The sequence below is a fragment of the Sphingobacterium puteale genome (assembly GCF_050986225.1).
Lineage (GTDB): Bacteria > Bacteroidota > Bacteroidia > Sphingobacteriales > Sphingobacteriaceae > Sphingobacterium > Sphingobacterium puteale.
Genome location: NZ_CP158959.1, coordinates 3,355,431 through 3,379,824, shown reverse-complemented (window position 1 = coordinate 3,379,824; position 24,394 = coordinate 3,355,431). Strand labels below are relative to the sequence as shown.

The following is a 24,394-nucleotide window of genomic DNA, read 5'->3' as shown; positions in this document are numbered from 1 at the left end:
CCGTTTTCTAGTAATCGAAGTCCGGATCTTTGCTACAAGATCCACTATTTCTGGTAAATTCAAATTCAACACCTTTATTGCAACTGGAGCCAGCACACAGGGTCAGTTTGCCCATGACACCGATGTTGACGCTTTCATCCACAAAGGCACACCAGACTCGCGCTCCAATATTGGCCGAGAAACAGCCCATGACTTGAAAGCTCGGATTTCCACCAGTATTGGCAAATTTAGCCTTTACGCCCACCTCCGCATCCACCGAGCCGCTCACGCCACAGACACCGCCCAAGACAGCCATTCTCGCGTAAGCATGAGCAAATAGCATCGCTCCGACTCCGATCTCCTGATTTGCCTTGTTAAAGCTGCCATAGATCCGCGCATCAAAGCCTGCACCAAAACCCACCTCAAAATCGGCTACAACAAAATTGACCGCAAAATGCGTCTCTGGAATAATGTCCTTCCTTCCAGTGAATAAAAATCCATGGAAGCCATTTTCCTTAAATATACGCGGCAGTTTTTTGACGTAAGACTGGCTCGTAAACTTCGCTTCCATCTGTGGCGTGACTACATTATGATCTCCAATGCCAATGCCCACAGCCAAGGGGAAGATCAGCGGTACCGGCGCCAGGACATCTGCACCGGCAAAGAAATACCAGCCTTCTTTTTCAAAGAGCATTTCAAGTTCTACCTTGCTCAGGATAACAGCTCCTGCCACCAATCTTGGCATGCTCAGTGCCCCAAACATACGTCCGGTTTTAAAGTCATAATCAAATTTGGCTCCTGAGAAACCACCGCCATTCTGTGCCATACCATCAGCCAGATTATCAACGGGTAATTCCTCTTGAATTGCTTTAACAGCCTGCATGGCAACCTGTTTGGTTTTCTGCTTGGCCACATCGACAATATCTATACCTAAAGCGCCACGCAAAACCCCATTAAGCTGCAGAAATCCGCCAATAGGATTACCATCGATCATAGAATTGACAGTATTCATACCAGCACCTGCCAGTCGCATTTTAGCAGCGATCTGATCGTAATATTGTTTTCCGTCTTCACCCAGCTTCATCAGCTCGTTGTAGGTGTTGTTGGCACTCTTGAGTTGATTCTCAATAAATTCCCGGCTTTCACGCACATTTTCATCCTGCATGACTTCATCCAGGAGCTGTGCAGCATATTCCTCTCCCTGTTTCCGATACGCTCCAATTACGATTTCCGCTTGCTTCTTGGCCTCGTCCGCTGCCTGTGAAGCAACCTGTTCTGCGAAAACTTTTGCATCCCCAGCGACTCCGCCAGTGTTTCCGGTTCCTTGAACTGAAGATGTGACCATGCTGATGAGATTCGCTTTGATGCCGATATCCGTTCCCGGCATCTGTATCATCCCCGCAATCCCTAATCCACGACCACCAAACAGCTGTCCTCCTGCTGCCGCAACAGTTTTAAAGCGCGTTCCTCCATCGCCGGTAAAAGAGAAGCTCAATGGCGCAATGGATAATTGAGGTGTACCGGATTCGCCTGCTGTATAACTAATGGTGCCATTGATATTGTCCAACAACTTGGGCAAGTGCAAGTTGACAGTACCATTCATCGTAAGTCCATCCGGTCTACTGAAGAAGGAACCTGGAGTAAAGGATAATTGACTTTGCAAAGTAATCGCTTTGGCAGATTGACTAAAGCCAAAGACTTCCTCATCATTACTCAATACCGCCATATATCCAATTTGAATGCGATCCCCCCGATGCGTCATTCCTGGAAGTTTTTCCAAAAATGCAGCTTCCCCGTTGTCATTACGTAGGGTAAATTTAAAATGCCCTTTTCCGGGAATATTGCCTACGTCCGCGTCATAGGAGAATACAAGTTCTGTACCCGGATTGAGGTGCAGCGGTATATTCGCCTTGCCACCCACAGTCAATTGCTGTGAGATATTATCGCTTTTGTCAAAAATAAGCTCGCCTGGGATTATGCTCATTTTCCGCATATTCAGGTCCGCCTTATTGGTAAATATCTTACCATCATTCAGCACGATGCCACCAGAGTTAGGGGCCAACACCCATGACTTGCTTTGCACCTTCCATTTTTCCAGCTGAAATTCCAGAGGCTCTTGACTCCGCACCGGTAACAGCATATCTTTGGTAATAATGGCCTGTCCCGCATTTATACGCAAAGGAATATTGCCCTGTATCGTCGTTTTCAAAGTAAGGAAAAGATGAATGCTATCATTTTGCATATAGGATTCCCTAGCTCCCTGGATGCCACTTTCGCCTTCAAAACCCAGATACTTGAACTCGATCGCCCTACCCAGGTCTTTGCTGATCGCATACCGCCGTCCTTTGATATTTGTAGTTGATTTGAAGACCTCAATATTCATTTTAGATGCACTTTCCGCAGCATAATTACCCAGGTAAAAATCCTGATTGCTAATTGTCATATAACTGCTAGGAAAATTGAACGAGTTGTCGATAATGCGAACTTTCCCCATGATCGAACCTGTCGTATCATTTTCACCACGTCGTAGGCGGATAAATTGGTCGGTACCCAGTAGTTGTGCTTTGAATGACGAAAATGCAGCCACCCGGATATTTTTTTCCAACAGGTCAATGCTTTCTGCTACCGGCACCGCTTTCGCTATCTGGCGATTATTGACAAAGCCTGATTTCTTAAGGACGATATTTTTAAACGTTAGGTTCGGCTCCTGACCGGCAAACTTATCGCCTCTGAAGTCCGAGTTTAACGGCAGGTCGACCAGGTTACCAGAAACGAGATATCCCCCATCGTTCTGTTGCTCCAACTTATTGATTCGAACGTTAAATCCATATAACTGACTGATGTCAATATCGCGGAGTTCATCTATTTGAAAATCCAGCTGTTGCTCCTTGCTATCTTTTGGAATGCTGATCGATTTGCTCTCGCCAACAAAAGTGCGGCTTTGCGCATGGTAACTGGCCGTCACCTTGATTTTCAGCGAATTACCTGTTATCGATCGACTTACCGATTTTAGCTGCGGAACCAACATGGAATAATTACCATTAACATCGGTCTCGGTCTCACTTTCGGAGTTCGCACCTGCCCCCTGTTCCAGATAGACACGTGCTCCTTGAAGCGCCGTTCCATCTGCTGCTAAGCTGACTTTACCGTGGAGAAGATTGGCCCGCTCCACTTCGACGACCACTGTACGAAGGACCTGATCATCTTCACTATTGACATTGTTGAGACTGGTAGGCATAAAAGCAATGGTCCCCTGTGGACCGATTCCACCAAGTTCATCTGGATTATTGTCCTTGCCCTTAGCGCTATATTTTGCAATGTCATTGGTTACAAATACGTTGAAATTAGTCTTCGAATTATTGACAAATTCAAACCGCGCCTCGCCCTGGATATTCGTTCGTTTGAAATCATCACCGGCACCTTCAATAAACACCTTGGCATTAGTCACCCGCGCACCATCGCTGGTCTTGACGACAATGTTGATGCGGTGTTTTCTGCGGGTCAGCTTGAAATCCCCTAGATCCGTATGAGGTTCCTGAGCGAATACAGCCACAGTTCTCGGCATATAAGCAGGATCATAAGGCAAGATCATGATGGAGTCAGGTCGCGTTGGAAGGTCTATTTCAAAACGCTGATATGGCATAACCAATTGTGGCCCAACAGAACCAAGAGACTGAATTTCTTTGCTGACATCCGGAGCGATCAGTGTATTGCCGCCCTTTGCTGTTCCCGAGTAAACAAAATTGACCCGGTTTCCAAATTTTGATTTGGACTGTGTGGCCGCTGCCACAATTCCGGCATTCAGATCTGCCTTACTTGTGATAAATAGCGTGGTGGTGACTTCGCCTTTTCCATTTTGGGATGATTGGATCTTGCTGCCGCTGGTCCCAAACGATATTTCTTTTTTATCGCGTACAGCCTGATTGACCAAGGTTTGAAAATTGTTCAGGGCAAATTGACTTGAGGCCTGATTCAACGTTGCCCCAACGGATTTCCTGCTTGCGGCACCTTCCGTATCCACCCATCTTCCATTCATTTTCAGCTTGACCCTTGCGGTAACAGGAGCGTTATTCTCGGCATCCATGACATAACCATAAGAGCCTCTTCCCAGCGGTTTAATGGCAAAGTTGCGCACAATCTGGCGCCCCGACAATCCTGGCTCAAGAGCGCCGATGTCCACCTGCTGTTTTTCGTATCCCGGCGCATACAGTATTTTGACCAGATTGGCTGTCTGAGTTGAGACCGTTCCTGAATTGATGGTTTCCGGGTTGAAAGATTCGATCCGTTTTTCTAATGTGGGGAATGAATAGTAACCATTATCGTCGGTGCTGGTCACTTCCTCAAAAAGGAAATTATAACGCTGGTTATTATACGATTTTCCATTTAAAATCACGCTTGCTTTGACCTGTACACCCTTAACCCCCAAGGTGGTAAAGTCGTCGGTTACCCGGCCCCGGATCAATGTTGACTTAGGAACCAGCCTGAATTTATAGTTAACCACATCATCCGGGTTAAAATCCTTGTTAAACAAAATCTCAGCCCCGGGTATAAAACCTTCAATACCCTGAGGTCCATCAGCGGCTACCCTACGGTTGGTCCATACATGTGTTTTACCCAGGAAATAGTCCTTATAAAAGGCGACATTATTTTCGCGGCCCCGATCATCTGCTTCCAAAATGTAGCTCAATGTGCCAGCGGCATCCCTGGTAGCCGGGCGAAGCACATCTTTAAACTCAATGTAACCATCATTGTTACTGAGATCACCCTCGCGCATCAGTACATGCTGATAGCGATTATCTAGGGATGGGTTGCTTGAGGCAGCCACAACACCATTATTGAGCGACTGCCCTGAATAGTTGGCGCCGATATTAGCCGTGTAGCTCGTGGCGAGCTGATTGATAGCTATCACCGAGGCTGCCGAAGCCAGTGGCGCCGCAGAGTTATTGTAGCCCGAATTGGGTGTCGCAGTATTGATATTCTTTTTGGTGTTTCTGTCCAGCCCCGGAATACTTGGCATATAACGATGGTCTTTATTGCTCAGGTCAAAATAAAGATTGACTGGCACCTGGGCAAAAGCAGTTGCAGTTTGCGGTTGCTCTGCCCGATCGACACGTTCAACCAACACTCGAATATTTTGGGTTTTTACAAAAGAAGTATAGGATCCTATATCTTTGCTTTCCCAAGGCTGTATCACAATGGCTTCATCTGGCGCGCAATAGTAAGCGACATCAGGCACTAACCGGAAGACTCGTCTAAATTTGCCCTCCCGGCTACTTAACAGGTCTCCATTGCCCCTTGTGAGCGTGCCCTCAACAAATTGTCCGGCCATATCCGCATTTGGAAAATCAAACTCAAAGTTTCCATCTTGATCCGTCATGACCGTTTGTAATACTTTATAGTTGTCCTGTACACTATTGCCGCCACCATAAATGGATGTTCCCTTATCGACGACTTCGGTTTTGGCAAAATTTCCATACCCAAAGCTGGCCAACTGTGTATTCACACTGCTGTAATAGTTTCCTATTGGAGATAATAGCCCTTGTACGCCAGCGGTGGTCGTTGAACTGTTAAGAGTAGATTTCGATTCTACAAAATCATAGGTGACCACCAGTTTTAACGGCATATTTGCATAAGGCTGTTTTGGTAAGCCTGAGCGATTCTTATATGCATATTTTAAATTGCCGGTCAATTTGGTGCGCGGGGCCACAGCTAATTCCTTTTCCAGTGTCAGCAAAGCCTCGTCCGAACGGTCGTTGTACCGATAATCTGCCCATTTGTCCTTGCTGAGGATATTTTTTGTGATTCCATTTCCATAAAGTGAACCGCCTTTGGCTGTATTGCTTCCAAGATTAATTCCCGGCTTAGCCGCCGCGATATTTCCGGGCATGGTGGCCATCGCACTGCCTTGTTTGCTGGATCCTTTGAGGCTGTTTCCGGCCGCAGTTTTTACCTTTGCTGTCGCTACTTCATCTGAATTTAAAGCATTTGTAAAAGACTTTCCATTGCTATAACTGACCATATCTATATTATTCAGCTTAAGATTGTTATTGAGCTGATTTTGGCTGACATGAAGTCCTTCTGCAATCGTACCGTAAGAGACTTCCCGCAATACAGTGCTTCCATCCAGTAAGACAATCTTATAATTATAACTGTCTGAAGGCAAATTTCTGAACAGCGAATTGATGGTCACATATGCTCCATTGCCGTTTTTCTTATCGCTCAATTGTGGAGTTGTACGTTCGGCAATCAAGATCTTATCCCCCTGGATTGCCTCCTCGTAGTCCTTGTCGCTCAAGAGATCACCTTCATAGCGAGGAATTCCATAGCTTGGATTTTCTTTATTCGCCTTTTGCCGATAGATTTTGATCTTGGCATTTTCAACATAATCACCCTTGAGGTTATTGAAGATCTCTCGCACATTGACTTTTAGGCTATATGCATTGGCATCTAATGTGATCTGGTTGACATTTTGTTCGCCACCCGATTTGAAAGAAAACAATTCACTGCTCGCTTTGAAATGCGGATTGAGCACCGCGACTTTATAATACAGGCCTACTTTGCCTTTCATGTTTTCCAGATAGTAACGTATACTGGCAGGCATCACAGCAGTCTGATTCCCTATATTGGCAGACCATTTGTCCTCAGGTATCAGACCACTGCTATCTTGGGACGAAAAGAAACAAGGTATTTCAAAATTTCCATCTTTATCAGTCGTCACATACTGTCCTCCGAAAACATCTTCCTGATTGAAGAAGTTGGCAATATTACCTGTAAGTTCTGTTTTTTGCACCACACCACTGCTATCTTGAGCAACCCGGGCATATACTTTTGAGAGATAAACTTTTTGATTGGCAACCGGGAAAACATGTCCTTTAGGATCATCCTTAAATTGGTAGGCCAATCTTCCTTTGATCATGGTTGTATCGCGGTGTATTTTGGCATCAAAGACAAAATCTACGGGGATACTCTTGCCTTGGTTTTCAAATATTTGTTGCCCTGTGGGATCACTGGCAATGACTTGTACCTGATAGCGTTCTCCTTTTTTAAGGACTGGCATCTTCACAAAATCGTAGAGCAGCTCATTTTTTCCGACGATCTTGGTCGTATACATCGGCCGTGCGGCATCGTTTTGCTTAGTGTATTTATTTGGGGCGGTGGTATAAAAATTAACGGTATACGATGTTGTTGGCGCAGCGTTGACGATGGGGTTCCAGACCACTTTAAACTGTCCTTCGCCCTTAAAAACACTTTGATTTTCCGGACTCACGATCTGGGGCGCGGCAATCATATTTCCCGTATACATAAAGGAGGTCACTTCAGACCAGCCCCGGTTTCGAAACGTTGATTTTCCCGTTGGATCACTGGCCTGCACGCCCATGACATATTGCCTTCCTGGGATAAGAGCAGGGTGCGCAGGACCATACAACAGCATATTTGACGTTAATGTTTCCTCAAATAAAGGTCTGCTGGACAAAAAGGCATCATTTGCGTTACGTGGGACGATAACCTCGACAATGCGTAGCTTGTATTGGATAAACGGCGAAGATCCCGGCGGCGTAGTCCAGGTAATAGGAAGCGCCTGTACCCCTTTGACGTCGACCCGTTGTTCGTTAAACGGGCTAATAATACGTGGTGGCTCCAGATCCGAAATTCGGAAGGTCGTACAACCCAATGGTTGCTCTGGGCTGATCGGTTCCAGTGTATTATACTGTAAAGCACGGATACAGAGCGTATAGTTACCTTCTAACAGGCCGACCCCGCGATTCATATCTGCACGGCTGATACCCGTATAGTCAATTTTGTTAATATCAAATAGGGCAGCAATGTCATTTCCATTTAGATTGACGGTCTGTCCCGCGCCGATAATAATTGGGCGTGGGCTACGATAGCCCGGTTTTACCCAGGCCGAAATCCCATTATCTCCAGTTACCCTTGCGGTGAGCTGTATGGACAGCTCCACTGTAGACGTATTGGTCACGGTCACCACCATCAGTTCGGGCCGCGAGGAATAGTCTGCAATACGGTTCAAATAAGGAGGCAACACGTGCGATGTGATCTGTATCTGCGCCTGGGCCATACCACATAGCAGCAAACATCCCAATAGGATCAACACATTTCGTCTGATAGATGCGATCGATTTCATAATCCAAAATTCAATTGGTAAGCAATTTCGCCCCGGGTCTCCGAGAATGAAGGGTTTACGCCCGTCACGGCCGAACCGGGATTGTTATTGGTAAAGTAGACCATTGCCCGGATACTTTGCAGTTTGTTAATGGTATAAGATAGATTGAGCGAGCCGTTGAAGATATCGCTTTTTGCGCCATTGCTGTTTCCCCTGAGGTAACTTAGGTTAGTGCCTGCGCTGAGTTTATTGTTGGCCATCAAGTAGGTAGCTCCGCCCGATACTCCCCTATAACTATTTTTATTGCCCGTCGATTTTAGATTAGTATAGCTCAGGCTGGCATTGAAACTTAATTTCTCCAGTGGCAAGGACAAAGTATAGTTGAGCAGGTATTGACCCGAGTTGATATCCCTACTGGGAGAATTATTTGCGTCAAAATAGCTGTTGTAGTCATTCATGCTATTGAAATTAATCGACAGCAAGATCATCTGCACCCTTTTCGGGCTCGAGATGGTGAATCGAGGCATGATCCCCAGGGTTCTGGTGGTCTGCACAATTTTAAGAGAATCCGCAAAGCGCAACGTATTGGGTTTCTGATTATTGGAAAAATTACTAAAGTTAAGATCAATGCCGAGCTGTTTTGTCAGTTCGGCTGTTACCATCGCTGTACCGATGACACGTTTGGAGGTTGCTTCTTTTTGCAAGCGTACATTGTCCTGCTCTATTCCTAGGCTTCCATTCAAGCGAAATCTGCCCGAAGGGTGACTATAGTTGGGCATGATAGTCAGATTTTCAACATCGTTGGTAAAGTAATAGGCGCCCATCGAGGTAAATCCGGGCTCCACACGACGATAGTTTACTTTCAGCCCATAGTTTTTGGCCTGATAGCCAATACCTGCGTTAAATGCCAAAAACCATTCAGAAGTCCCATTGATGTCCAATAGTCTACCGAGCTTTCGGAGTGTCTTATCGCTTATGGAGTCTAAGGACAGGGTCGAGTTGATGTCACGGGTGAGCAAACTTACCGCACCGTCACTTTCAATATAAAGCTGTTTAAAAAGTGTGAAGCGTGTTCCATAGCCCAGGACAGTATTGGCTGCTGGTGTCACTTTCCGAACAGCATTGGGAATCAGATCCGCTACCGAACTGCTATCATCTTTGGCGTGGAGCAGGTTTAGGTCAAAGAAATTTGCACTGGTACCATAGCCTAGCTTTACGGCCAATCCTTTACGGGTGAAGGAATAAGGTACCAGAGACATGGATGCTGTATCAATGACCGTAGCCCGGTTTAAGCGCCCGTACATCAAGCCAAAACGCAATTTGCCCGGGTTCAGTTCCACACCGCCCCCCAAAATGGTATGTCCGGCTAAGGTGTATGGCGAAAAAGTGACGTTGCGGTAGCCGGCATGTAGCGTCACCCATTTATAGGTCGGACTGAGACCGAATTGGTTAAAAGGCTGTTGGAAGGAACTCTGCTTTTTGCTCAAGGTGAAGCTAAATGGAATACTCCATCCATATAACGAAATCGTCGGACTGCCACTGATCAGATAGTTCAGCGGCTCCATACGGTTGGCAATACCTGATGCATGGTAAAACATGCTTCGAAATTCCAGATTTCCATCAAACCGAAAAGGTTTCTGTTTGGCGATGGTGCTTAGCTCCTGGCTCTTTAAGCTCCCGAGAATCCCCAAGCAACACACAACGACTGCGAAATGGACAATAGTTTTCATGCTAATCAGCGATCTTATACATGACTTTGAGTTGATTATAATCCTTGGGCAATGCTTTGGCCAGTCCGTACGCATTTTTGTTACCCGGAATGATCACAAAACGGAATTGTAGATTGCTCTCCACCTCCTTTTCGCTGATATCGAATGCCGTATTTGTCATAAAGATTCTGATCAATGCGTTGACTTGATCCAGAGAAAAACCGTAATCAACCCAATTGTAAAGACGGCCCGTGCAATTGAGCTGGCTGATAAATGATCCTTTCTCGCCGGCATCCTCCCGTACATAGACCAGTATCGCAGCTTCGTCAAGGAGCTTGGGATTGTCCTTAAATTCTGCGACAAAAAGGTCGCCGCTGATATTTCCTGAACTTGGTGATTGGTACACATTATTGAGCTTTCGCCATTCACTGTAGATGACATCCGTCTGTGCCCCTGCCGGACCTCTTAAATTTAGGATGGGACCGCCCCAGCCGCTGGTGGTTTTGGGACCATACAAGTTTCCAGTAGCAATACTGATGTAATAATCACCTGCCCTTCCGAGCGTATCCTGTGGGCTGCCATAACCATTATGAATTTTGGATCCTGGCGAACCATTTGTTCCATTCGATCCCGCAGCACCCGTGGCACCCTTTAAATTAACAGGCGTACCCCAGGTTGTCGCTGTCTTTGGTCCATAGAAATCACTGGTACTGGTGCGGAAGTAAAAATCGCCGATTCGGCCCAATGACATTGCTGGCACAGCAATACCACTCAAGATCTGCGATCCTGGCGCGCCATTTAGGCCATTTGTCCCTTTGAGACTGGTGGCATTGCCCCAGCCATTAGCCGTTTTTGGACCGTAGAAATCACCTGTATTGCTGCGAAAGTAAAAATCGCCCAGCTTGCCGATTCCCGCATCCGGGACAGATGTACCCGCAAGGATTGTAGCTCCATTTGTTCCATCAGTACCATCTGCACCTTTGGCGCCGATCAGACTAATTGGCATACCCCATCCAGCATCCGTTTTGGGGCCGTATAGTTGCCCTGTGGTGGTGCGGAAATAATAATCGCCATTGAGGCCCAAACTCGCCGCTGGGGCTATGGATCCATTATAGATTTTGGTGCCATTGGCCCCCTTAAGATTAAGGGCTATCCCCCAACCTGACGCAGTTTTGGGACCATATAAATCGGTCGTGCTCCGATTGAGGTAATAATCACCGATCTGCCCAAGCGTACTGGCCGGGGCGGTGCTGCCATTTAGTATTTTAGAACCCGGGGTTCCGGGAGCACCTGTTGATCCAGTAGCACCTGTAGCACCAACAGCACCTGTGGCGCCACGAAGGTTGACAGGATCCCCCCATCCTGTTGTTGTTTTCGGACCGTAAAAATCACTATTCGTCAGTTGGAAATAAAAGTCACCGGCTATACCGAGCTTTACATCAGGAACGGCATTACCCGTATAAATCTTTGTGCCACTTAAGCCTTCCAGGCCTTGTGGACCAACATCGCCCTCTTTGGTGCAGGCAAACAAAAAAACGAATATCAAATTGACTAGAAAAAAACGATGAACTGATAGCGTTTTCATATCTGATTAAATTATAGTTCTTAATTGGTGTAGACTTGGGGCTAATCCCACTGTAATACCCAAACAAATAGAATAATTTAATTCACAAGATTTTTAGAGAATGAGTGAACAGCGTTTTAAAATGAGTGAAGAGGGTTTCTTTTTGAGCAAAAGCTGAGAAATTATTCATCAAAAATTACGCAGAATTGCTATGTAGCATATCAATCTTCCTGGTTCAAGCGAATGACAGGTAGGGAAATACTGATCATGGTACTAAATTCATGCTCCTGGGGTAAAGAAGTTACGGTCAATAGCGCTGTGCGATCTGACGATTTATCATTAAGTAGACTCAGCCGGTCGTGTACCCCTTTTAAACCAAAAGAAGTGGTTTTGAAGTTTTGGTGTTTTGTCTGTTGTGCCTGGTCAAAGCCAACACCATTATCCAAAACTTCGATCTGTATAGATGTTGGAGTTTGCATCAAGTTTATCCGGATTTTACCCTGACGGTCCACCAAGTGTCGGATACCATGGTGCACGGCATTTTCTATCAGGGGTTGAATCAGCATAGAAGGTATTTTCTTGTCATGAATATCCAAATGCGGATCGACATGTATCTCAAATGAAAAGCTATACGCAAAACGGTCTTGCTCCAGTTCCAGATACAATTTGATCAGATGAAGCTCAGAGCTGATCTTCACCAAAGAAGATCTGGAATTTTCCAACACAATCCTGCTCAGGGTCGCAAATTTATGAATCAGGTGGCTGGCACTTTTTGAATCGTTTTCAATGACATAGGCTTCGATAGAATTAAATACGTTGAAAATAAAATGGGGGTTCATCTGTGAACGGATCGCTTTCAGCTCACTTTCGATTAATTTCTTTCTAAAATCAGCTTCCAGCTTCTCCTCCTTTTCAATTTCCAGGATCTTTGCCTGTTCCTTGATTTTTCTTTCGTTGGCGGCCAATTCATCTTGTAATCGGTTGGTATAAGCCAATTGGATCTCATTGATCTTTTTCTGTTGGCGCAGTCGAAACAAAAATACACCAATGACGATACCAATACCTGTCAAAAGGACCAAGGTCTTAAACCATACTGTCTCAAACCATTTCGACTGCAGCTGAATATTGAGCCTTGCGATTTCGGGGGACCATTGTCCATATTTATCTCCCAGTTTAGCTTCGAAGATATAATTTCCGCCGGGCAAATTGTTGTATACAGCTTGCGGATCTTCTTTGCCAACCACCCAGTCCGGATCTACATCTTTCAGACGGTAGGCAAAAATATATTCCCGTAAGGCGGCGTCAGGATGGGAAATATCTATAGCAAAACTATTTTCCTCGGGTCGAAGCTCTACTGTTGGACCATGAAATAACAAATGGCTATAATCCTTGTTTGCAATGTGAAATTTACTGAACAGCGGTTTTTCCAAAACTGCGGATTTAAAATTCAGGTTTTTTAAACCCGTCCGCAAAAGGCCATTTGAGGTACAGAGGATCAAATCATTATCGACCAGCGAGACGGCGTAAGTCTTGACTGGTAATGGAGGGATTATCCCCTTTCCATGAGCCAACTGAACAAAAGACTTTGTACTGGGATCAAAAACCATCAATCCATCGTTGCTACGTAACCACAGTCGTCCTAATTGATCCCGTTTAATGTCATTGACAAAATTGTGTGGAAAGTCATTTTTATCCGGATAATATTGAATAAATACGGTATTATTTTTTTTTGTGATTGCACTCAGTCCACTGGCGCCGGTACTGCACCATAGCGTATCCCGATGGCCCGGTGAAAAAGCAATCACCTTATTAGAAGGCAAGCCTCCATGTTCTTTCAATTGGACAAACTGGCGCCAGCGAAATTTTTTCTTATCCAGTAATTGGATGAGTCCATGTCCATCCATCCCCAGCCAAATGGATTGGTCGTTATCCCGCCCCATATTTACAATTTTATTGCTCGGCAAACCTTTGCTCTTGTCGTAACGTACTATCGTTTTATTGGACAGATCATATCTATATAATCCATTATTCCAAGTACCGATCCATAAAAACAGCTTGCTATCAATGGTATCTTTTAACACAGTATTGCAGTCGCCAAAATCAAAACCGAATTTATTACCTATGATTTTTAGTGGGCGAATCGCCTGTTTTTGTGCGGTGTCAAAATAAAATAATCCATTATAGAAGCTCGAAAAATAGATAACCCCATCAATTACATTGATTTGACTCATTTTTATACCGTTTAAAGAGAAAGTGGATAGCTTTTTCTTGAGATCGGTACTCAATAGACCAAAATTATATGCCGTCCTATACCAAAGGTTGTTTCCTATTTTAAAAACATCGATAATGGGTTCCTTATCAGCTGGAACCAGCTGATTGACCTTGTTCATCGACTCTTCATACCAAAAAAGACCATTCGTAGTACCCAACCAGTATCCATTGTTCGTCTTGAGCATGACATTTACTTTGATGGGCAATTCGCATTTGGGACATAATTCACTCCATTTTATCTGCTGCTGCTGTCCCGTCTCAGGTTTATACACCGTGATCCCTTTGGACACATGCCCGGCAATGATCTCATCCCGGTTGGGGTCAAAAATCATTGCTGGATAGGCATTATCATAAAATTCTTTGCATTTTTGTTCGCCAAGCAAGTTAGCCTTTAACGAGCCGTTCTTAGGCATATACTTGACCAGATCATGATCATAGTACATACTATAGATTTCGTTTTTTCGAAAGACAAAGCTGGAGACCGCATTTTCATCTGGCTGATTCAGATTGAAGTTTTTTATACTGCCACTGCGGGGATCATAACTAAAGAACCCCTCGTAGCGCGTTCCGATCCAAAGTATGCCACGACTATCTTCTCTGATGCAGTAGATGTTCAGAGCACCATCTTTTTTACTTAAGGGAAATACAACCCGTTTTATCTTTCGGGTATTGGGATCCAAAACCTGTAGGTCCATCTCTTGCCCTCCAAAATAAATCAAGCCCGATTTACTGGCAAAGACCTCATACAATTCATTTTTAAGAATGGATTGATCCAGCCGCACCGGATAGTATGTAATTGATTTGTCCAGGGGCTTACGTTTATCGTAGCACAATAGCCCCTGATTATCAGTTGCCATCCATATACGTCCATGAGCGTCGATAGCAATCTTCCCCAGGTCATTGGTAAAGCCCAAACCTAATTGATTAAATGGGATATGATGTATCTGTTTGCCATCGTAAAAAGCCAGCCCTTTATTGGTCGATATCCACACGATCCCCTGTGCGTCAGTTGCCAGTCCACGTACCTCGTTGCTCGGGAGGCCCGATTCAGCTGAAAAATGAATGAGATTATAGGTTCTATGTTGCGCCCTGGAAGTAGATAGCAGCATTAAGACAATTGACCAGCAAAATATAAAGAACCTCAATCTCATAATATCAATTTAATGACCTATCAACCTTTCGATGACCAGGCTTTTTTTAGAAGAGGAGACCTCAATTTCAGAACCATCTTCGAGCTCCAATGTTCCACCATCCCCTTTTTTGTAACGCAATACATAGTCCAGGTTGACTATAACACTTCGGTTTACTCGTATAAAGCTGTCCATTTCCAGCAATGGTTCATACTCTTTGAGCGTTTTAGAGACAATTATTTTGGTTCCGTTCACTTGGTAGAATACAGAGTAATTGCTCATGGCTTCGACCTTGATGATATCGCTTTTTTTGACAAAATAGATACCTTCAATGGTTGGCAGTGAAATTTTCATGTGATCGGTACCGCGATGGGTCAAACTTGAAGCGAGCTTTCTTTTATTTAGGATCTTATATTTGAGTTTGCGGACGGCGCAGCTTAACTCCTCGGGGTCAACGGGTTTTAATAAAAAATCCAACGCATTAGCACGTAGTGCCTCTAACGTATATACCTGATAGGCTGTGACAAAAATAATCTCAAATTCAAATTGTCCGATATTCTCCAACAACTGAAATCCATCCATTACGGGCATTTCGACATCCAAAAAAACCACATCAGGTTGGAGCGCCACAAGCTCCCGCAACGCAAGGACTGGATCGTTAAAAATATGCGTAACGGTCAGGTCTTCGGCAAAATCTTTCAGCTTATGATGAAGTAACGTGCTTCCTTTCACTTCGTCATCAATTATTATTGCTCGAATCATAATTGGCCCATTAAATTAATTCTATTAAATCTACTCTTTTTTTAGGATATATTCAGCTAAAACTGAGCGAATAAAGCTTGTAGATGAGCGAATCGGAGGATTTTAATTAGGGATGGATAATTTGAACGATAAATAACGGAATAGCTTATTATGGTTGTTTTACAGTTTTATTGTCATCAAAAGTGTAAATTCCGAAAGGATAAGTCACCTGCCTTTCGTCGAATAGGTTAAGCTCAGTCCTAAAATCTCCATTTGGCAAATAATTGGTGACGGTAAAACGATACGTTTTTATTTCTGGCAATGTCATTATGTCGACTGCTGGTTCATCGGGATTTCGGAGCCGATTCATTGCGTATAAAAAAAGCTGCACTTCGTGCTCGCCTATTGTAACTTTACTCCGGTCCAATGCCTCTTTTGATTCTAAAATGACGATAGAAACTTCGTTTTTCCGTTCAATAAAATAAATTCCATTTGTCGTTATGCTATGAAAACCAACGCTTGGCGTATATTGGGAATAGGTCATTTGAATACGGTCTTTATCCAGAAAATATAAATAGATGTCAGTGGAAAATATTATTCCGCCAGGCTCATCTATCCCATGGCTTTTGCCGACATGCCAAACCTTTCCCTTCAGGTCTACGCTGTTTACAAATCCATTTACTGGGGACTTACTTTGCCCGTTGCATATCATAAGCGGAAAAATTGCAAGTAATAACAAGTTTTTTTTCATGGCTAGATGATTTGATTTTTATACTATAGTTTTATATTAAACAAAACAGCTGTAAGTACAATGATTAAAAATACAATGGAAAACACAAACAATAAATTATATAGCATTACTCCCTGCGGATAAAAGCGATCGTTCGCCAAAAAAAACTTGTGCTGCGTCGGATCATTTGGGTTATAATACAAGACGGGCTCTTTCGCTATATTTTTTTGGGTTACCCTATTTAACAGTTCAATCAGCATTTGTTCAGGGCCCCGCTTTCCCCAAATTGGGAAAAATGAATACAGCTTTTCGGCCTTAACAATCTTTTTTCCATAGGACTGTCCATCGGCGGTAAACTGGTATTCCAGATCGAGATATGCGTATTTGGTCCGCCCGCCCTGAAAGTCACACACAAATTTCAGGATGGACGGTGTTACCGCTACCCAGCTTGAATGCGTCACGCTAAACTCTTTCCGCTCCAAATACGGACTCATGGAAAAGACGGTAACGATAATAACATAAATAAGGACCAACAAAACGACAAAGGCACTAAGCTTACTCATTTGCATATTAACGGGTCTACCGTTGACTTCATATTGGGCTTTCCTGCTGCCATCCAGATTGCTTAATTTGCCAATAATTATTTTTCTCAACGGAAAATAGAGCGCAAAAGCGCCCATTAGCGCATAGATCAAATAGCGGTAGCTATTCATTACAAAAACAAAGACAATCATGAAGCCGACAAGCACCAAACATTGAACGATCTTCCAAAATATTTTCATCATGTTTTATTTAAATGGTCCCATGCTATATAGACGAACATCCGCTCGCTTGCCCGACTCTCACTATATGAGCTTCAGGGCGGCCCTGAGCGCAGGAAAAAAATCTCTAAAATCTCTGTTTACTTTCCGAAATTCAAACCATACAGATAACTAATTGCGCGCTGGATATGTCGGTGCGGGATAATCCCTGTCGACATGCATTTGATTAATCAAAATCTGCTCGATTAGGGTACGCATTCGCTTGTCATTGACCGCAATTTTCACCATTTTGTTGTTGTAATAATGATCGCCTTTAAATTCGCTTTCAATTTTTTCCGCAAATGCGGACGCCAGCGATTTATACTCAAGTACAATCTTCGTGTCCTTTTCTGCTATTTTTCGTACGGTCAACGTCCAGATTACCCCATACTCAGGAAAGAAAAAGATTTTTCTTGGTGGCTTCACTCTTGATTTTTTATCCTTTAAATTATAATGATACAATATATGAATACTTGGTTTGGAAACGTCATTTGCTGCTGCTGAGACCAATTTGTTATATTCTTTTTCATTATCAACAAGAGTTTCAATGCTTATCCCCTGTTCTTCAATTTCAAAACTCGCCGTAGTATCTGTACTCGCTAAGGGTCTGATCAGCATTTTACTATCCAGCAACTGGTCGGAAATATCTGGAATAGCTTCTTTTACACGGTCAAAACTTGCTGCTAAATGTATCGGAACCAATTTTGTTGTCACCGTTTGCGCACGGAGGCTACCGACCGCGGCGATAAAAAGAAGTGTTATATACGAATGTTTTCTCATCTTTATTGTTTTAAATTAAGTCATGGCGTTCTCTTGAACGTTATTTCTTCAGGGAAATTACAGTTTTTGCCAATCGTATCCTCGTATTGTTTAATATTTGGCAGGTAACAATTACTATTCGCTAGCGATATCTCGATTTTAGACCTGTCAAGATCGCCCCCCTTACTTTACATGCGATTCTTTCTTCCGCTTTCGGAATGCAGCATTCATATTCAGGGGCATGATAAACAGAATAGCTAAACCTTAAAAATAAGAATTTATAAACCATGATTTATAATGAAAACGCAATGGCTGCATTTGGGAGAAGATACAGAGCTAATTTTATCAACTCGTCGGGCGGATTTAAAAGCTTGGTATTGGTTGGGATCAAAAACAGCGACGGACGTGAAAATCTAGCCATCTCACCCGAATTTGTGCATGAGACGCATCAATGTAGATTCAAAATATCCAAAAGGTGTCGGTCTTGATAGTTGCCATACCACTAGCCGGATTGAACGATTGCCATATGCGAAGCCTTAGGCAACCTTGGGCAGCTGTACAATCGTCATTTTGGCCTCAAAGGCGATATCGAAGCGATAAATTGCGCCAAATCTCTGTCGCAAAGTGCTGATCCGAATGCCTGTTTTCAAAAAACCAGCAGTCACCTCTTTTTACTAATTTTTGCTCAATTCCGTCGAGCAAAATTGGCAATTCCGTATCGAGCTTTGATAAAGACTTTTTCAACAACACCAGCTGATAATCCTGTCCTTTGTAAGTTAAACGGAACACCTGTGAACGATGTGGTTCCCCGCTTATCCCGTCAATTGTCTCTTGCATAAATATAGATCCTCTAAAATTTTCAACATACAGCAATTACGCCAATACGAATACGCCAAAAAGTATAAAACCGAGCAATAATTCAGCTTAACATTGCATTATTTTTATAACGAATATCAACAAATAATCGTGCCAAAGTCGATGAATTTTCCGTTCCATTGGCGATGATTTTTTTCACACATTTTGATTTCGTCATTTTGGCTACAATCAAGCTCAATTTGGCAACAAGTACGCTACGCCTTCTTTAGACATTTGTGGTATGGAATCAAACAATAACACGATGCAAAAGACAATTTTCATTACAGGAGCTTCTTCCGGTTTGGGAAAAGCAACTGCCAAACTATTCCAGCAGGCGGGTTGGAATGTGATCGCAACCATGCGAAATCCCGAAAATGAAACCGAACTTACCGGGATCGAAAACATCACGCTATTAAAATTAGATGTTACCGATACTGCCCAAATCAAAGAAACTGTAGAAAAAGCCATCTCTTTAAGTAACATTGATGTCGTTTTCAATAATGCAGGTTATGGATTAATGGGCGCTTTTGAAACCTTGAGCGACGAAAAAATCCTTCGCCAAATCAACACAAATCTATTGGGGGTATTGCGCGTTACACAAGCCTTTATTCCCCATTTTAGAGCACAGAAAAGTGGTTTATTTATTTCGACCACATCAATTGGCGGATTTATGGGATTCCCGCTACATTCCATGTATCATGCGACAAAATTCGCTTTGGAGGGCTGGAGCGAAAGTATGTCCTTTGAATTGAAAAAATTTGGAATAGCAATCAAAACAGTTGCTCCGGGAGGAATAGCGACAGATTTTACCGGCCGTTCTTTGGATATGAACCGAACTTCCGACTATCAGGACATCGAAGACAAACTCTTCGAACAAATGGATATGATGATGCAAAATGCATCCTCGGCCGAACAAATTGCCCAAGTGGTGTATGAAGCCGCCACGGACAATAAAGACCAAATACGTTATCTGGCTGGCGAAGATGCACATGCGCTCTATGAAAGACGACTACAAATCGGAAAAGAAGCATTTAGGCAAGAAATCGCAACACAATTTGAGGCCTAATTTTTTAAATCAGCAACTGCCTCTACAGGCAGTTGTTTTTTGTAAATTTGTATAACAAAAACGATGCATAGTATCAATTCCATATCCGAATTTCATCGGCAATTGTCCTTGCCGGCTCCTTTACATCCACTCATCAGTGTCATCGATGTAGCTGGAATTAAACCTGATGAAAGCGACATCTGGGAGCAGTTCTACGTAAATTTCTATAGCATTTCCTTAAAAAAAGATGTAACCGCAAAATTAAAGTACGGCCAACAATATTACGATTTCGACAAAGGAACAATGAATTTTATTGCGCCCAAGCAGATCCAATCGTTAACGATTGCCGAAATCAGAAAGATGAATGTCGAATGTGGAAAAGGTTACATGCTCCTATTTCACCCTGATTTTTTGTATACCCACCCCCTAGCTACCAAAATAAAAAACTACAATTTCTTTTCGTATGCGCTTAATGAAGCATTACATCTTTCCGAACGGGAAGAAAAAGACATTATAGAAATTTTTCTTAAAATCGAACAGGAATATCAGCATATCGACAAGCATACCCAAGGAATTATTTTGTCGCAAATTGAAATGCTCTTGCAATACAGCAACCGTTTCTATGAGCGTCAATTTATTACTCGGAAAGCGGTTAACCATGCGCTGCTGACCCAATTAGAAAAATTGCTGGATAATTATTTCGACAGCGAAGAAACCCTAAAACAGGGGCTTCCGACCGTAGAGTATTTAGCAGAGGGCCTCCATGTTTCGGCCCGTTATTTAAGCGATTTACTACGTTCAGTTACCGGTAAAAACACACAGCAGCACATTCACGATAAGTTAATTGAACAGGCCAAGGAAAAACTCACGACAACAAGCCTATCCGTGGCAGAAATTGCCTATAACCTCGGTTTTGAACATCCACAATCGTTCAACAAACTGTTTAAGAAAAAAACCAATGTTTCACCTTTAGCATTCAGGCAGATGTTTAATTTTTCTTCCAACTGAAACGGTCGCTTCTATTTACACGCTTAATTACCTTGCCCTATACCTTAATTTTAGTTAGTTTTTTTTGTTTCAATTTCCAAAAATATCATTTGACTTACGGATTAAAAATGAGCTCGACTTTCTGATCGACCAAGAAAATTTTATCAGAATAGGCGCTAGTTGGATGATAAATCGGAGGCTATTAATAAAGGGGCTTCGGCAAACTAAATGAAGCCCCTAAAAAACTACAACGGTAAAACTATTTTCCTTAACGATTCAACCGGAACCGTATTTTTCACCACCATTTGCACACTTGGATTCATGTCGCTGTGTAACAGCATATTTGTATTAGAGACTGTACCTACCACATTGCCGTAAATATCCATGACCGGCCCGCCACTGGAACCCGTTGCATAGTCGGCAGAAATAGCCATCATTTCCCGGTACATCCTATTGTTTGGTTCGCCGGTCTGTTCCATATATTTGTTATTGACATAGCCCTGTGAAAAATAGTAATGCATACCCTTAGGGTGTCCGAGCACGTAAACCTGATCCCCTACCTCCGCACGCTGTGCCAATGGCAAGGCCGGTAGCTCGTCTCCTTTAGTATCTAGCTGCAAAATAGCAAGGTCGTCTATTTTCGAAGAAGCTAGTATTGATATCACATTATACGTTTTTCCGCCAGAGAGGCGCACAAAGAAACCCTTGGGTTTGTTGCCGTCTTTCATAAAAGCATAGGTCGCCATCACATGATAATTTGTGACCACGATACCTTTAGAATCAATGACATAACCGGAAGATTCGCTGATATGTACCTTATCACATTTTGGACATAGGTATGCACATCCTGTAATTACAGTGGCTTGTTTCGCTAATTTGTAAAGGTCATTAGCCTTTAATACGCGCTTGAATGGTTTTATTCCATTAATTTTAACGCTACTTCCGCCTTGTTTCAGTTGATTTTGTGCCAAATCAATACTCAGGGTCCCGGCCGATGCAAGTAACGAATCTACCGAATGTTCATACCCAGCAAAGATTTTTGCATCATTTGTAAAAACTTGGGCTTTTCCTTTTCCGACGGTCAAGCCAGAAGCCACAATAATCGCAATCAAATATTTTCCAATATTTATTTTAAGCATATGATATAGTTTATGGATTCTCCGCGCAACAGCTGCGCGGAGATGGTCTATTTGATATTATCTGTATATTCTTGATACTGCATCGATTCCTTTTTGAGTCGGTTAGCCAGATTCTGAAAATAGGCTCTGATAGCCGCATGTTGCTCTGGAGAAGCCTTTTTCAGCTTACTATGCAGAATGCCGTCATACATCCCTTTAAAAACATCATCGGAACGCAATCGACCGATGTAGCGGTTGTAGTAGCGGATCATCCCATCCAGGTCATTGTTTGCGACATATAGCGCTACCTTGGGCATATGGTGTTCAGGCACATTGGGATCCAACTTTAACAGAGAGATGGTATAAGCAACTTCCTCCACTTCTTTTGGGGTATAAAATATATTGAAGCGCGCACCGTTTTCATTGGCAATAAAATACATATCCTTTCTGACTTTATCAAAGATGATTCTATTGGTCACTTCTGAACCTATTGCCTGGTCTATACGCACTTTTTCCAGCATCAATTTCCTGAAAAATGGACTGCCAAATTTGGCCGTGCCCAAGGCCAGTTCTAGGTAATTTTTGCTGAAGCGCTCAAAATCTTGCGCATTTTCAAATAACTCATCCAACACCGGGCCGGGGTCCTGCGAATTTTGGTATAACGCCAACGCATAAGGCATTCCCGTATCCATACCCTTTTTTTCCTCATAAGCGGCCTTCAGGCCAGGAAGTGAATTTTTAGGGTCGAGTGCGGCAGTCACCTTTTCGATAAATTCTTCCGCCGTAGATTTGCCAACGACCCTATTAATTTCTTGCCCTTTCGCATTGAGCAGTAGAAAAGTTGGATAGGCTTTTACATTGTACTTTTTCGCGATCTCCTTCCCTTCCCCTTTCTCCATATCAAATTTTACGGATACAAATTTGGGATTGAAATAATCACCGGCGACTTTTTTAGGAAATTCCGTCGAAGCCATTTCGATGCAAGGAATACACCACGACGTATAACAATCGACCAAAATCAGCTTGGGTTCAGCAGGATTGCCCGCTTTGGAAATGGCCTCATTTAAGGTGATGTGCTCAAAATTAATCCCCTGTGCGGATACAGTCACCTGCCATAATAAACAGCACGCGAATAGAAACGCTGTATAAATTTTATTCATTTTATTGTGTTTAAGCTAATTTTAAAGATTTGACTCAATTAGTGTTTTCAATTTTGGATCAGAAGGCCTCGGCGCATTGAAATTTACCGTTTTACCGTTCTTGTCAAACACAATGTAACGCGGAATTTCAGCAACTTCATAATCTTGCATAAAGCGTGGCTCGCTGTTTGAAAAAAGCTGAACCCCAGACAATTGCTTTTGTTTGACAATATTCTGCCATTTTGCCTTATCGGTATCCAGCGATAGACTAATAAAAACCACATCTTTTCCTTCAAGTTCTTTCTCTAATTTTTCTAATGCGGGTATTTCAGCCAGACAAGGGGCGCACCATGTTGCCCATAGATCCAGCAACACCACCTTTCCGAGGTTTTCGGAAAGACTATGCATCTTACCATTGACATCAGGATAGGTGAAATCAATCCACGATCCACCGGCAATCTGTAAATTGGCACGACGGAGCAATAAAGCTAGTTCTTTTTTCTGCGCATCATCCATCATGTATTTACGATTACCTTCCAAAAATTTGACTAGACTCTGCGTCACTCCGCGCTGCGCGTGCGCTAATATAAATTTTGCCCGCAGCTGGTCGTCTGCAATTTCGGGCACGAGCATTTCTCCAGCAATCCCTTGCTTATTATTATAAAGAATGTATTTTACGAAACTGAAATTGGACATATAATTATATGCCAAGGGCAGCGACCACAGATTCGCATCGGCAAATTTTTCTTCTTCGATCAATTTAGCTACCTGTGCAGGATATTCATTTTTGGATCTAAAGGAAAGACCTGTAGCCAACGGCATCAACATGTCAAACTTATAGCTGTACGGCAGTAAATATTTGACCTGCTTATCGAAGCTATCGTTGCCTGTACGAATATTTTTCACAAAATCCTGTACCGGTTTCTCCAACGAATCAAGCAGGGAAACATAACGATCAGTAGGAAGCGTATACCCTTTTTTTGTATAGCCGTAATTTCTTAAAGGCGCAATGAGCTTGTACCAAGCTGCAAAAACCTGGTTTTCTTTGCTCACGTTGCCCGAATAACTTATTTTACCATCACCAGCTTCAATAGACAATTTTTCGCCGGGCTTTAGGTAAACCGGATATTGCTCATCGAAAACTCCAATATATCGGATCACATTTAAATCAGCTGGCTTCAGTGTCGCCTGGAAGGTTTGATCTGACTTTGATTTTAGTATTTCTTCAACGACAATCGGACCAGCAACATCTGGTTTGGAAAAAAATACCCGATCAACATCTAAACCATTCGGTAATATTTTACGAAACTTTCCCTGGATTGTTGTTTGCGCTGAGAGCGATGTCGAGAGCGTAACACTCAACATTAACATTACTATGTTTCTCATTTTATTTATTTGTTTGTTCATTTTTAAAAAGTGCTTAACAATTGTTTTATTTAATACGT

At 43.0% G+C, this 24,394-nt stretch carries 14 protein-coding genes; 2 read left to right on the top strand and 12 right to left on the bottom strand.

Annotated features, from left to right (window positions below; translation table 11 throughout):
* Positions 1-7: 7 nt before the first annotated feature.
* The 9 genes from ABTV71_RS14325 to ABTV71_RS14285 form a co-directional block, all read right to left on the bottom strand.
* Positions 8-8,122 carry a hypothetical protein gene (locus ABTV71_RS14325; protein WP_433903671.1) on the bottom strand — a complete coding sequence of 2,705 codons (8,115 nt, stop codon included), beginning with the start codon at positions 8,120-8,122 and terminating at the stop codon, positions 8-10.
* Entirely contained in the window at positions 8,119-9,831 is a 1,713-nt protein-coding gene (locus tag ABTV71_RS14320; protein ID WP_433903670.1) for a hypothetical protein, read from the bottom strand. Before ABTV71_RS14320 ends, ABTV71_RS14325 begins: the two co-directional genes overlap by 4 nt.
* A gap of 1 nt (position 9,832) precedes the next feature.
* Positions 9,833-11,395, bottom strand: a complete 1,563-nt coding sequence (locus ABTV71_RS14315; protein WP_433903669.1) for a hypothetical protein — start codon at positions 11,393-11,395, stop codon at positions 9,833-9,835.
* Positions 11,396-11,595: 200 nt separating this feature from the next.
* On the bottom strand, positions 11,596-14,796 hold the full coding sequence (locus ABTV71_RS14310; RefSeq protein ID WP_433903668.1) for a ligand-binding sensor domain-containing protein: 3,201 nt from the start codon (positions 14,794-14,796) through the stop codon (positions 11,596-11,598).
* Positions 14,797-14,805: 9 nt separating this feature from the next.
* Positions 14,806-15,537, bottom strand: coding sequence for a LytR/AlgR family response regulator transcription factor (locus ABTV71_RS14305; protein ID WP_121123349.1), 732 nt, complete (start codon positions 15,535-15,537; stop codon positions 14,806-14,808).
* 148 nt (positions 15,538-15,685) lie between these two features.
* Entirely contained in the window at positions 15,686-16,267 is a 582-nt protein-coding gene (locus ABTV71_RS14300; RefSeq protein ID WP_433903667.1) for a hypothetical protein, read from the bottom strand.
* A gap of 23 nt (positions 16,268-16,290) precedes the next feature.
* On the bottom strand, positions 16,291-17,031 hold the full coding sequence (locus tag ABTV71_RS14295) for a hypothetical protein (protein WP_433903666.1): 741 nt from the start codon (positions 17,029-17,031) through the stop codon (positions 16,291-16,293).
* A 147-nt stretch (positions 17,032-17,178) separates the two neighbouring features.
* A complete protein-coding gene (locus tag ABTV71_RS14290; RefSeq protein WP_433903665.1) occupies positions 17,179-17,826 on the bottom strand; it encodes a transcriptional regulator in 648 nt (215 codons plus the stop codon).
* A 555-nt stretch (positions 17,827-18,381) separates the two neighbouring features.
* Positions 18,382-18,642, bottom strand: coding sequence for a hypothetical protein (locus tag ABTV71_RS14285; protein WP_433903664.1), 261 nt, complete (start codon positions 18,640-18,642; stop codon positions 18,382-18,384).
* 280 nt (positions 18,643-18,922) lie between these two features.
* Between ABTV71_RS14285 and ABTV71_RS14280 the strand changes: the two genes are divergently transcribed.
* Both ABTV71_RS14280 and ABTV71_RS14275 read left to right on the top strand, forming a co-directional pair.
* Positions 18,923-19,726: an SDR family oxidoreductase gene (locus ABTV71_RS14280; protein ID WP_433903663.1), complete on the top strand. Its 804-nt coding sequence runs from the start codon at positions 18,923-18,925 to the stop codon at positions 19,724-19,726.
* 63 nt (positions 19,727-19,789) lie between these two features.
* On the top strand, positions 19,790-20,713 hold the full coding sequence (locus ABTV71_RS14275) for a helix-turn-helix domain-containing protein (protein ID WP_433903662.1): 924 nt from the start codon (positions 19,790-19,792) through the stop codon (positions 20,711-20,713).
* Positions 20,714-20,937: 224 nt separating this feature from the next.
* Here ABTV71_RS14275 and ABTV71_RS14270 read toward each other — a convergent pair whose 3' ends face one another.
* From ABTV71_RS14270 to ABTV71_RS14260, 3 genes are read right to left on the bottom strand one after another with little or no spacing between them, the layout of a single operon-like run.
* Positions 20,938-21,831 carry a S1 family peptidase gene (locus ABTV71_RS14270; RefSeq protein WP_433903661.1) on the bottom strand — a complete coding sequence of 298 codons (894 nt, stop codon included), beginning with the start codon at positions 21,829-21,831 and terminating at the stop codon, positions 20,938-20,940.
* A gap of 47 nt (positions 21,832-21,878) precedes the next feature.
* On the bottom strand, positions 21,879-22,970 hold the full coding sequence (locus ABTV71_RS14265; protein ID WP_433903660.1) for a thioredoxin family protein: 1,092 nt from the start codon (positions 22,968-22,970) through the stop codon (positions 21,879-21,881).
* A 21-nt stretch (positions 22,971-22,991) separates the two neighbouring features.
* Positions 22,992-24,335, bottom strand: coding sequence for a TlpA family protein disulfide reductase (locus ABTV71_RS14260; RefSeq protein WP_433903659.1), 1,344 nt, complete (start codon positions 24,333-24,335; stop codon positions 22,992-22,994).
* Between the last annotated feature and the right edge of the window lie 59 nt (positions 24,336-24,394).